Source organism: Candidatus Pseudomonas adelgestsugas (assembly GCF_004124255.1).
In the GTDB taxonomy this organism is placed as follows: domain Bacteria; phylum Pseudomonadota; class Gammaproteobacteria; order Pseudomonadales; family Pseudomonadaceae; genus Aquipseudomonas; species Aquipseudomonas adelgestsugas.
The window spans coordinates 1742662-1756450 of record NZ_CP026512.1; the positions used below are offsets into that span (position 1 = coordinate 1742662).

The 13789-nt window shown below is 36.5% G+C and carries 4 protein-coding genes and 2 pseudogenes; 1 reads left to right on the plus strand and 5 read right to left on the minus strand.

Going from position 1 to position 13789, the window contains the following annotated elements:
• Positions 1 to 4914 precede the first annotated feature (4914 nt).
• The 5 genes and pseudogenes from trxB to rplU all read right to left on the minus strand — a co-directional run bounded on the left by trxB (position 4915) and on the right by rplU (position 12046).
• Positions 4915 to 5877, minus strand: coding sequence for a thioredoxin-disulfide reductase (gene trxB, locus C3B55_RS04335; RefSeq protein WP_129211777.1), 963 nt, complete (start codon positions 5875 to 5877; stop codon positions 4915 to 4917).
• 2466 nt (positions 5878 to 8343) lie between these two features.
• Positions 8344 to 8818, minus strand: a pseudogene (locus C3B55_RS04715) (glutathione peroxidase); the annotation flags it as partial.
• A gap of 1370 nt (positions 8819 to 10188) precedes the next feature.
• A pseudogene (gene cgtA / locus C3B55_RS04345) lies at positions 10189 to 11244 on the minus strand (Obg family GTPase CgtA); the annotation flags it as partial.
• Between the two features lie 188 nt (positions 11245 to 11432).
• A complete protein-coding gene (gene rpmA, locus C3B55_RS04350; RefSeq protein ID WP_129211781.1) occupies positions 11433 to 11690 on the minus strand; it encodes a 50S ribosomal protein L27 in 258 nt (85 codons plus the stop codon).
• A gap of 38 nt (positions 11691 to 11728) precedes the next feature.
• Entirely contained in the window at positions 11729 to 12046 is a 318-nt protein-coding gene (gene rplU / locus C3B55_RS04355; protein ID WP_129211783.1) for a 50S ribosomal protein L21, read from the minus strand.
• Between the two features lie 236 nt (positions 12047 to 12282).
• Here rplU and C3B55_RS04360 point away from each other — a divergent pair, with 236 nt between their 5' ends.
• On the plus strand, positions 12283 to 13251 hold the full coding sequence (locus tag C3B55_RS04360) for a polyprenyl synthetase family protein (RefSeq protein WP_129211785.1): 969 nt from the start codon (positions 12283 to 12285) through the stop codon (positions 13249 to 13251).
• Positions 13252 to 13789 lie beyond the last annotated feature (538 nt).

Below are 13789 nucleotides of genomic sequence, written 5' to 3' on the forward strand. Positions count from 1 at the left end.
ATTATATTACATAAGCGATACGAGAGACACTTAGCCCACTCAATAATAAAGAGCTGCGATATTTCAGTAAACTAACGTTAACTTTGCATTAATAATTACAATAAATAACCATCCCATAGTAATAAGATCACTACTATTATGAACGCTATAAACACCTATTCAACCAATGCAAGACTGAAGGTCTGTGGGATATAGAATACATACAAAATCAGTGATTTAGAAACCAAGGTAAAATACTTTAGTCACAAGTTATTCATTAATAATTGATTGGAGTATATATATGCCGTAGTTACTGTTTATTAGTAAGAGCTGGTATATGCACATAACTAGCTACAACAGCATCATGCATAGTGCTTAGCACTACCAAAGCTTCAAAAAGGTAGCTTGGCTTTTGTATCGAATAGCATTTACTTATAAAGGCAACAACACCAATTAACAACAATCCATAGCGTTTGTAGTATAAACAACTAGTAAGCCGCCGAGGCAAGTACTACTTAAATATATAACGCACCACTAATTAAATCAAAGTATTTTACGCTCAGCAATACCAGAAAGCACTTTTCACTACTTAAGCGTAATTTGTCGCTTATTCTCGTTTCCCTTTGCTTAATTATGGTGTTTTACTTGATAGTAACCTGTTTACTACAGGGGAGATAATTGAAACAGAATAATGTTAACAACGAATTCATTCAAGCATTTATTCTATTATAGATGCATAAAGTGCATCACAAAAAGCTCAACTTGAACATTAGGCTAAGATAAACTATAGAAATTATTCTTGCCCACATTAATATAGACTCAGTGTTATTCTAGTGCTACAGCCATACTAAAAAAGTTTATAGTACGCCTATTTCTCTAGTATCAAGTAAGCACCTAAGTCAAACTCTTTGAGCAACTACAGCACGTATTACTTGCAGTTAAGTAAGCCTAGACTGCCCACCTAGATCAGACTACCATCCTTGGTGTAGCAGTAAAAGCGCTTGTATGACTGATGATTAGATGCATGCCACCATTACGTAGACAGCAGATCAAATACACTATGTGCTTAATCATAAAGGCATCTTCAAGCATTAACAGTATTGATGTCATGCCGCTACCTTCTCACCCATGATCAGCACTAACTTCACACCAATTTGTTCACTATAACAGCCACCAAAATTATAACATTATCTATCTGAGTTTAAACTAACCACTAATAATCTCGTCGTTCTCCTCCGCTAGCTGCGATAGCAGGAATAGCCTTTTATCACATTGACCAGGACTACTACATAAACATTTCATCATACAATACTACTTCAGTGCCAATTAAGATATATACTTAAATAACTATCAAGACGACGCTATTCTAGAGTCATCAATTTCGATATAGCAATCATTACTACCAAATATGTTACAGATAACGTATCAGAGTATTTCTGACACAAAATGAATGCCAACTTAGTTGAAGCTGTACATACCTGGCTTATTACTCACAAAAAAATAACACAACACCCAGCATGTAATTTCCAGTGGTTAATTCGGTGCTATCTTTGATACAACCAAGAAATGATAGATGTCTAGCTAGCAGCAGCTAAGTACAGTAGATCGTGTTACTGTAACAATGGTGCATGATCTAGTTTTAGTAAAGCCTTAAATACCAATAAATAATATGTCTAGTTCAAGCATAGCGATTCGCTGCTTAATGGCTTAACTTATGTCTAATACAACCAGCTTGGCATGCATTAATAACGCTTGCCAAGCATCTAGAAATGCTCACTAAAGTGCCCGGAATAACTATTCAAATACCACTTGATAAATATATGTGGTGGACTACTAACAACCAAATAAATCATGCTATTTTCTACAGTGAACTACAGGTTAAAATTGAGTAAGATACCTGACGGATATACTAACCTACCTAAAGCACACGATAAGTAGACATGCGCAACTAATGACTACATTAGTTGCGCATAGATAAGCATCAACTCATCACCGCGCTATTTATGTAGCAATAACAACGACAATACCATATTACTAGTAGTAATAAATCATCTAAACTGGAATAATGGAATAAACTCACGGCTACTTCTTACTTTTCAGCTAGCAAAATATGCTCTAGCGCAACTTGCCAGTCACATTCTGGCTACTAGCCACTTAGTGATAGCTAGTATTATACGTTAAGCATCAATCAAATCAACTGGCAAGGTGCTACATAACTAATATTTGGGGTACTCAAGCAACACTGATATCTGATTTGCTATCACTCAACAAGAGAATATGCATTCTAGCGCACAATCTCTATCACACGCAGTAATTCTACTCTCCTTAGTGCCGCGAACAGCGATATAATAAGTTAATTACATATGCAACATATGGCATATCTTGATATGCCATGATATAAATTTAGGATAGCCAAGCTAGTGTATAACGGCGATTATTGCTGAGTCCTACTTTGTTTATTGTTATATAAACTACACGTCTACTCCAGTTTTATAGTTAACAATTACTAACTACAGTAAGCTAGTAGTGTTAAGTTATACCAACTTACTAGAAAGATAAATAATTTTAGTGGTTAAGAATATAATGATAATTATACCACTAGATCAAATCTCTGGCTTAGTTTGTAACAGCGCTCACGAGAAACAGCGAGAGATCTAAGGGTAACACTAAATGGCTAATCGCATATGTTTGTAGTATGCATGCGCAGAAAATATTATAGATAAAGCACTAAATGGTTTGACTAAACTAACCATGATAGTAATAAACGATAGCTTCATAGAAGCATTGTGGTGTGTTAGAGGCACCAGATTGAACTGATAATCATTAAAAGCTAGAGTGTTAAGGTGCCGCAAGTGAAGATCGTCAAATCTATTAATAGTTTACATAAACCGCGTTTGCCACTAAGAATTTTAGCTCTCATTAGAGCTATCACGCTTGGTGGCAAACGCTTTAATCTATTGACTGGTACGAGCAATGATCTTTATCATAGTTATATTGTACTCAATGGAACTAAAATAGTGACGGTCTAAACATGTAAGCGCTTCACTAAAAATAGTGCCAGCTTTTTTAGTACGCAATGGCTATAATTTGCCTATGATACGACTTAAGGCACTTAAAATAACTTATTTATAAATCTCATTCTCAAAACTTTATGGATTTGAAGAAGCGTATCTCAGTTCAAGACATAGACCAACGTAGCCTTGCAAATATAAACAATGATTTTAGACAATCTCAAATCAGACAATTTTATGTATTATAAATTTATTTTGATACTTTTAAGCTTATTCTTTTAAGAATTGAGCTATCAGACCAATGTCATTGGTATCTTTCTTCAAAATAGTAAGCCTTCTTACTTGTTTTCAGGTGATGATCTGACTAAGGTGCTACCTTAAGTACGCAGTATACTTAACTCAAACTAATAAATATTTAGAAGTAATACTAATATTACTCATTCCTGCTACCTTAATAGTTGTCTGTAGTCTAGCTATATAATGCTGTTAAGAATTAACGGCATGGTGGCACAAAAGTCAACATTTAACCACTGACTTTTACAGTTGCTTGAGTCACAATGTGTTATATTGCGCTATTAATTAATAATTCATTCAAGATTACTTTTTGCTGCATCAATACAAGATCTTGCATACTTTGCAAGTAATTCACCTTACATAGCGCCTCTAGCTAGGCTGTAAAAGTGAACTACGACTAACTAATTAAACTCGCAATGCGCTGATATATTGCAATTAGCGCGCTATATTCACATATATGTGACACTTATAGCTGTAGGAAAACTTCGATAATACTCTATGCCTGCCGCAAGGAGAATACTGCTTGCCTAAAATAACTGTAACTAATTGAATGGAAAAAGTAGTCATACTACATATTTAATAAAGTAAAACTCATATATAGATAAAAAATCTTAACTATATACTTTTATAAACTTCAATTAAATCTAGATTTCTATATACACAATGTACTTATTATTATATTTGCGACTCAAGAAGTTATGCTTAATCATGAGATTAAGCACGCGCTCAAAGTATTCACATAAATTATCATGGCTGATCTAGCTAAGATAGAGGTAATCTGCTTCATTCAGTATAGAGTACAACCAAGAAACTAATAAATTTAATAGTAAGCAAATAGATTAGTACTATATACTGCAGTATAAGCAAATAAATCATTGCGCGCTTTGCTTGGCCGAATTAGTTTTGAGTATTATCACAATAGCTATTAACTCCAAGAATGACATAGGCCTCATAAATAATTAAGAACGCCTTGACGTCAAAGCAGATATTTATAGCTATTAGCATATTTAGACAAATGTAAAGATGTATAAGAATATTAACTTAATAGTCTCTCGTGCTTTTACCGTAACTGTCTATCCAATTGGCATGCATGTCAAGGCTGAGGAATGAAACATTGAACTGATTCTCAATTATGCTAGCGAAGTAAATATAGCATACTGTATCTGACTAAGTGGAAAATTGAATACTACACATTAGACATCACTAACCAATACAGCAATACTCACTACAAAAAAATCTCTCACAACTAACCTGAGCATACTGTATATCGGTTTTTCTAAAGAAAAATATATTTTTACTGATACTCTCACATTTATATATGGTGGTGATAACTACCAACCGCAATCTACTGTACACTAGGCTAGAACAAAGGCTGTATAAAGCTTGAAGTCTTAGCACTGCTTAACGGTTTCAATAGCAAATAAGTACTGCTGGCGTTTATGAACATGATCGTTCGTTAGTAGATACACTGAAGGACAGTAATCACTGCCAATATTTGCGTATTCATGACGCATAGTTTATCTTTTGTAGCATTTGTTGCTTAGCTTATAAATTAGAAACTGAGAGTTAAAAATAAAACTCATTTAGTCAATAAAAAAATCTGCTGATAACAGATTTTTGATTGACTGGATTAGAAAAAAGCGTTATTTAAACTATCAAGATAACGCTCAGCATCTAAAGCTGCCATACAACCAGTGGCAGCAGAAGTGATGGCTTGACGATAAACATGGTCAGCTACGTCACCGGCGGCAAATATGCCTTTAATATTAGTCTGAGTAGCGTTACCTTGAAAGCCGCCCTGTACAACTAGGTAACCATCTTTAATGTCCAGTATACCTTCGAACAATGAAGTGTTAGGAGTATGGCCGATTGCAATGAAAACGCCATCAACTTTTAATTCATCATAACTGCCATGGTTGTTTTTTAAACGAATACCAGTCACACCAATACTATCGCCCAAGACTTCATTTAGAGTCGCATTCAGCTTAAGAATGATCTTGCCCTCAGAAACACGCGCGTACAGCTTATCGCGAAGAAGTTTCTCAGTACGAAAAGTTTCACGGCGGTGAACCAATGTCACTGTACTAGCGATATTAGCTAGGTATAGCGCCTCTTCAACAGCAGTATTGCCACCACCAACTACAGCAACAGGCTTGTTGCGATAGAAGAAACCATCACATGTTGCACAAGCAGATACGCCTTTACCCATAAATGCTTCTTCTGAGGGAAGGCCAAGATAACTAGCACTAGCACCAGTGGTTATAATTAACGCATCACAGGTATAAACACTGATATCGCCGATCAATTTATAAGGTTGATTCGAAAAATTGACTTTATGAATATGATCGAAAACAATCTCAGTTTTAAAGCGTTCCGCATGTTCTTTCATGCGCCCCATTAACGCTGGGCCAGTAAGACCATAAACATCGCCAGGCCAGTTATCGATTTCAGTAGTAGTGGTTAACTGACCACCTACCTGTGTACCGGTAATCAGCAGCGGCTGAAGGTTTGCTCGAGCAGCGTAGACAGCAGCACTATAACCTGCAGGGCCAGAACCCAGAATAATCACTCGCGAATGACGTGTATCAGACATGACTAACTCCTATCGAGTGCCAGGATTATAAAGCAGTTCGAATGGAAGAACTACCAAATATTTCAGAAAACATTAAACTCATAAATCTTAAAATACGTATACAGCGTATCGCTGAGATCAAGATTAAAGAAAGATGTAACAACGGTCTAATTAATAAACGGTCTTTATGTAGTTACTTCAGCTTATTGACATCATTACTACTTTATATACTGCTATGGATGTTGTCGCTTTCGTTGAAGATACAACATTAAATAATATTAGTATGTTTACTGTCTTACTTAAAGTTCCTCATAACATAGTAATACTATTTTAGATAGTGATACATGTATAAAGAACTGCAATTTATATTTAATGTTGGCTTACACTTGTATGTATTGCTAAAGATAGTGATTGAATCTTATTCAATCTAATACTATGCATTAATCTTGAGTTATTTCACTAACCATCAGTTCAATCTGTAAATTAATACCTTGATGCTTACTATAAGATATAGCCAAGTAACCTGAGCTATATCTTATAGTCATTTTAGCACGTTTATATTAATTGTGTTCATCACCTTTACCTTGCAAAGCAAGCACTATTACAGCAATGTTTAGCAGATTTTATGGCATTCACTTAAAACTGGTTAGTTGAGATAGTCATACGAACGCTAGCATAGTATAATGTGTACTAAACTATAACTTAATTATTTCAAAATCACAAAAAACAGCGTCATTAACATTAAATGTTATAAGTTATAATCATCACTATGTTTATAGTACCGTGATCATAGAGTGTTCCTTGAGAGATTACTGAGCCAACTAGTAACTTTAGTTGTGCATGCATAACTATTACATTGAGTTAATAAATTAGATACTAAAGGCTTACTAAAGCTATTGTAATAATAAATTATAGGTATTCCTCGACTAACCGCTACAGAGTGTTATCTAAGATTTAAATAAAGCCAGTCATAAATATACAAGCTACTGCAGCACTAGACACACTAGTTACCCAGACATACTGCATATCAGTAGCTTAATCAGCCCTGGTAACTCCCAATGTTGCGCACAGCACTGTGCTTACAGAGTAAGGCCTGCTATAGAGGGCCACTATACACATTTTTTTAGCAGTATTCCAACTAATAAACAACCGCTGTAGTAATAACACTTTGAGCGGCAAGGATTGTTATCGCATAGCATCAACGACTAACTATTTGATACAACTAAGCACGATGGTATCGCTACGTGAACACTTTCAAGTAAAAAATAAATAAATCACTATGTTTGCATAATATATGCTGGCTGTCTCAAGATAAAATCTTGAGACTATTTGAACTTTCTTCTGAATAACATACAGATACCAGCATCTGCTATGCAGAATATCACTAATAATCATTAGTAATAGCCAGTAATAAGAAATGACTGAACAGTAGCTGCATAAAACAGCTATGTTGCGATATCTAGCATCGCTAAGAACTCATTAACACTATATATCTGACAACCTATTTTTTCACTTCCCAGTCTAATGGAAACTATATCACAATATAGTATTGTAAACTATGGCTGCGAGATTAGCTATCGTGACTTAAGATCCATTAACCGTAAACTAACATTACTATAACTAAAATTGTGTACTAGCGATACTATAGGGTAGTGGAGATGAAGATGCTTTTTTAATACTAGCCTGACTAAATTACTTTAAAGATATAACGAATTTATAGCGTATGCGCTTAAACGCTAACTAACAATCCACTCATAATAGTTAACTAGGCTAGCACCGTATTCATCAGTAAGCTTATTGCTGCCTTGCTAGAAAAAATTAGTCAACTAAGCAACTAGTAGACACAATTAATCTCCAGCGAAATTCATACTGATAGGATGATAATCCTACACGATATTAACTGATTCCATAATTACATCATTATGGCTATAATAATCATATCGTATACGACTTATATAACTATTTTGAATGTTTCTATCTAATCATAATGCTCTAAATGTTAGCTTTAAGCTTATAGGGTATCAACCTCGATCACTTTTTCTAGACAGATAACATGGCCTAACCGTAAAAACGTGTAGATATTTAAATAATTGTTTTGAGCTTTTAAAGCTTTGATGTGACTACCCACAATATTTTAGTGGTAATCAGCTTAGTATTCGCAGTCACACTGTATTGATAGTGCTAGATATATTTTGGATTTATAGGTACTATAAAGCAATAATCAGCTATAAGACTCATGCCATCACTACGCTGGGTAATAGTTGCAATACACTCAACTAACATGGCTTGCGTTAAACCTATGCAAGCATTGAAGCCACCTTCTAGAAAGGGATTCATCATATATAATAATATGATGAATGTATAATGTTTAACCAACACTATCAATCTTTGAGTAAGAGTGGATTAAAAGCGTGACGCAAGATACTTAGAACAGTATTTTGAATACAAAACATAGGTAATGCCCAGAAAAGCAGTTAACTCAACGCCTTTAATAGCCAGCATGATTGTTTCGTCATCCAGCGTCATACATAGAGAAAATCGCTCGAGTACTCGTCCATCTTTGCCAAAAAAGAATTTTTCAAAATTCCAGACAATATCTCAGGGAAACTCAGCACCTTCACCGGCCAAAAAAGCGATATAGCTGATGGCAATTATATAATTTTAAACGTTCAGCTTACTTCCCAGCAGAGATGTCACGCCGTAATTCAAACTACAGAATTCCTTTATCTCTTCTTTGGTACCTAGTGCTTAGCCTGCAAACTGGTTATACTGCATGCTAAGCACAGTCAAACCCACTAACTTTTATATTGCCGATAAAAATTTATCAAGGCTTATGTACTGCGCAGTCAGGCTACATTTAGAGGCCACATTAAACCATCAGCACTACTTGCCTATTAAATGGTGCCAGTAATAATTTTTGTCTATTACAAGTTTTGAGATTTAGATTATAAACAGCACTCATGACAAACTTCAGATACCACATATTTTACATTTTAGCTATTTTAAATATAGATGTTAGTCCTATAATCATAGATACCAACTGATAAGTTTACATATTAATGATAACGCTATCCACTAAATCAACAATAGTCTTAAATATTAACACGTATTAGTGTGTTATATATCTCTTTATCATCTTCAATTCTATATTTAACTTAAAGTGAACTGGGCCTACCTAGCTGTAGGTACTCAATGCTTTTAAGCACACTGTAATTATTATAAAACTACAAGTAATTTTATAATCATAACAAGGCATATACAATAATATCTCAACGCAACAGAATAATTAATCTAAATTAATTTAATGCCACTTAGCAATAAAATGCTCTTATTTACCATACCAAACTAGGATAAAATTTATATGTCTTTATCATACAGCGCTAGTACACCACTAATCTGCTTGTATGCTGCTAACATATCGGCATTCCAGCGACAACAGCATACTGAATATTGTTTACTAAGCCTCAAGCAGTTTTATCATAAACTCATAACGCTGCTGGTCGACTGTTATCGTGCCTGACAGTGCGCAAGTCGAATACGCATACTATGATATGGTACAGTGTTATAACACTGAGTTATTAACACGCACTTCATAGACTCACTTAGAGTTGGGTTATTACGCTAGTCGACGTCAAATATTCTATCGAGGTTAGCAACCCTCAACAATAGGTTGGCTTTTACTAACCTAGCTATCAATAATTTTAGTATTGCGTTGTCGCCAGAATAAACACCGTCTATGCTGATCTTATCATTATAATTGATCGCTTAATTAAACTTGAACTTTACTAACATATACAGCATGCTACAGAATTAAATTAGCGCTAAAGATCAGGCAGGATGTCATGTATTAGCAAGATCTACAATTTTTTAGTAAAGTATGCTCAAAAAACTTAATTTCTAAACTTATACTATAGCTCTATATCTTGCTTACAGTAGCGAAAACTTATAGCTTATAATTGTACCAGGTACACTACCTAGATTTTTTATATATCAGACTTTCAGTAGCTACTTCCAACTTGTACAATGCAGTACAGCATATTTAACACTTGGCTTAACATTATCTTTAGCCTTAAAGTTAAAAGTTTCGTAATCCAGTACAACAATAACATGCACCTCAAACACCTAAATATCTAAGTAGCGGCGTTTAGGCATCTACAGCAACGAATGAGTTGCGCACGTAGAGAATTTTATAACTATTTTTATTATCTATATTTCATCTTAATTATTATTGCTGATGTCATAAATTGACTTATTACTACTATAGTACAGAACACTTTTATTTATTCAGAACATTACAAATGTATGCAATCTTTATATTTAATCTGCTCGTCGTAGCCCGACGAGCTTAGTCTTGTATACCTGATCATTTGTCAAGCGTTCAGCGCAGTTTTCTAGATAACGTACAATATCGAAGATCAGACGCTCAGTACCTTTTTTAAGAACAGCCGAGATCACGTAAACCGGACCTTTCCATTCTATATGATTAACAATTTCCTTAACTCGTTCTTCGTGTTCTTCTTCTAAAATTTGATCGCACTTGTTTAATACTAACCAGCGATCACGTTGTGCTAAAGCAGGGCTAAATTTAGTAAGTTCATTAATAATGACTTCGGCAGCATCTGATGCGCAAGCCTCGTCTAACGGTGCAATATCAACGAGATGTAGCAGCAAACGGGTACGAGACAAGTGCTTCAAGAAGCGCATGCCAAGACCTACTCCATCAGAAGCTCCTGCAATCAAACCAGGAATGTCGGCAATGACAAAACTTTTCCAGCTATCGACCTTGACTACACCAAGATTTGGTATCAAAGTGGTGAACGGGTAGTCGGCAACTTTTGGCTTAGCATCTGACACCGAACGGATTAGAGTGCTTTTACCAGCATTTGGTAAACCAAGCAGGCCCACGTCAGCCATGACTTTCATTTCTAGTTTGAGGTCACGCTGCCCGCCCGGTTTGCCCAAAGTAGTCTGACGTGGAGCGCGGTTAGTACTGGATTTAAATCGTGTATTGCCCAAACCATGCCAGCCGCCCTGCACAATCATTAAATTTTGGCCAGACCTAGTTAGGTCGCCAATTACTTCTTGGGAAGAAGAGTCAATGATCGTAGTGCCGACCGGTACACGCAATACTAGATGTTCGCCTTTTTTACCTGTGCAGTTAGCACTGCCACCATTAGAACCACAACTAGCATCGAAATATCTGGTGTAACGGTAGTCAACTAGAGTGTTAAGGTTTGCATCGGCTATTATATAGATGGAGCCCCCGTTACCGCCATCGCCACCGTTTGGGCCGCCATTTTCGATAAATTTTTCACGACGAAAACTCATACAACCGTTACCGCCATCGCCTGCTTTTACTCGGATAAAAGCTTCATCAACAAACTGCATAAATCGCCTTTCTCCGTATAGGCAAAGCTTAAGTAACTAAGATATAAAACTTTTATAAAAACAGAGCAGTAACTTTAGTTCAGTACCGCTAACCTAGCACTTAGGTTTCTTACAACGAACTGTATAAAAACTTTTTACACAAACAAATGATCAGTAGTTAAATCTAAAATTTTTTAGCGGTCTCATAATTAAGCCGAAACAATACTCACGTAACGACGACTGAGCGCACCCTTGGTTTCAAACTTGATCACTCCTTCAATTTTAGCGAAAAGAGTGTGATCTTTGCCCATACCAACACCATAACCAGCGTAAAACTGTGTGCCACGCTGACGTACAATAATATTGCCTGGAATGATTTTTTGTCCACCATACATCTTTAGACCAAGGCGTTTAGCTTCTGAGTCACGACCATTACGGCTACTACCACCAGCTTTTTTATGTGCCATAAATCTATTTTCCTAGCGATGAATAAGTTTGGCTAAAATTAACAAGCCTGAATATCAGTAATTTTGATCTCAGTGTACCACTGACGATGGCCCATACGCTTCATATAATGCTTACGACGACGAAACTTAATAATAGAGATTTTATCGTTACGGTTTTTGGAGATTACTTTAGCCGTCACGGTAGCTCCAGCAACAACTGGAGCACCAATTCTTACGTCATCACCATTGGTGACCAACAAAACGCGATCAAAAGTAATTGATGAGCCAGTAGCGACTTCAAGTTTTTCAATCTTTAGGTATTCATTTTGGGTGACACTATATTGCTTTCCACCAGTAACAATTACTGCGTACGACATGACATTTCTCCAAAAATTTTGCTCACCAAGTGCTTTAAATAAAAAGCAGTTATTCACTAACATGGGATGCATTGGATGCATGTAATTGTTTAAAGTAGATACTGCCTGAAATATTTTTCAGTGCATCATATGCAAAATAAATTAGTAATGCAAGTAGCCATTTATCGTTCCTTGACACCCCTTGGTGAGGGCTCTAGCATGCCCCGCGCAACCCTCTACTGGAGCTATTGTCGCTGATGCAACCACAAGCTTTCTACCGAACGGTCGCGGACGATTTTAGCGCTGTCGATAGCATCATAAAGCAACAGCTAACATCTAAAGTGCCGCTAGTCTCTAAAATTGGCGACTATATTACTTCGGCTGGCGGCAAACACTTGCGTCCTTTATTAGTATTGCTATGCGGTAAGGCTCTTGGTCGTGAAGGCGGTGACTTGCGCCTGCTGGCCGCTACCATTGAATTCCTGCATACCGCTACTCTTCTGCATGACGACGTGGTTGACATGTCTGGCATGCGCCGTGGTCGTGAGACCGCCCATGCAATGTGGGGCGTTGCTCCAAGTATACTAGTAGGCGACTTCCTCTATTCGCGCTCATTCGAAATGATGGTAGAACTTGGCTCAATACCTGTTATGAAGATTCTCTCACAAGCTACGCGCATCATTGCCGAAGGTGAAGTATTGCAGCTATCAAAAATTCGTGATGTCAGCACTACCGAAGAAACCTACATGAATGTGATTCGCGGCAAAACTGCAATGCTTTTCGAAGCGGCGACACATAGTGCAGCTGCCTTATGTGGCGCTTCAGCCGAAAAGGCTGAAGCGCTACGCACATTTGGTGATTACCTTGGCATAGCGTTCCAGTTGGTAGACGACCTGCTTGACTATCAAGGTGACACAGAGGCCTTAGGCAAGAACATCGGTGATGACCTAGCGGAGGGTAAACCGACCCTGCCGTTAATATATACCATGCGTGAAGGCACGCCAGAACAAGCAGCGCTTATTCGCAAAGCTATCCAGCAAGGCGGAATAGAAGATCTGTCAGCTATCCGTACCGCCATAGAAGCCTCAGGTTCTCTAGTATACACCGCACAACTAGCACGCAACTACGTTGCTCGCGCCATCCAGTGCTTGGAAACTTTACCAACTAGCGAGTATCGAGATGCCCTGGTTGAACTAAGTGAGTTCGCAGTAGCACGTACGCACTAAACACTTTTAGTAAAAAACCTTGAAAACTTCTGTGTATTAATAAGTGCTAAATAGCATGCGAAGCATCACTTTAACCATCCTAATCTAATCTAAAATACATTTATTGATGACATTGCATCTTATTCAACATGCAGTTCTAAGTATACTTATAGAACCAGTATTAAACTTCTCTACCAAAAAATTGATTAATAAGTAAACCGTCAACAATGAAACCAAAATAGTAAAATAATGGAACATTAAGCACGCTAATATCACCGCGATCAATGACATTAAAATTTATGGCAACGCTTTAACTATTCGGTACGCAATTAATAATCAAGAATATTTAACCTTACGACATACAAAAGTATCGATTGTAAGATCGATAGTATAGGCTAGATAAAACTACAATAATCTAATTCATACAAAAAATCTAAATACGTTGCAGCCATATAACCAGGCACACAATAGCGTTTCTCTCTGTGTGCTGACACACATCAATATGTATACTAAAAAACTCATAAATCATCATAAGCAAACAAACAACTACTATTCTATA

Bases quoted from the DNA above. Each gene is read 5' to 3' on its own strand.
- trxB (WP_129211777.1), bottom strand. From the start codon at position 5,877: ATGTCTGATACACGTCATTCGCGAGTGATTATTCTGGGTTCTGGCCCT.
- rpmA (WP_129211781.1), bottom strand. From the start codon at position 11,690: ATGGCACATAAAAAAGCTGGTGGTAGTAGCCGTAATGGTCGTGACTCA.
- rplU (WP_129211783.1), bottom strand. From the start codon at position 12,046: ATGTCGTACGCAGTAATTGTTACTGGTGGAAAGCAATATAGTGTCACC.
- C3B55_RS04360 (WP_129211785.1), top strand. From the start codon at position 12,283: ATGCAACCACAAGCTTTCTACCGAACGGTCGCGGACGATTTTAGCGCT.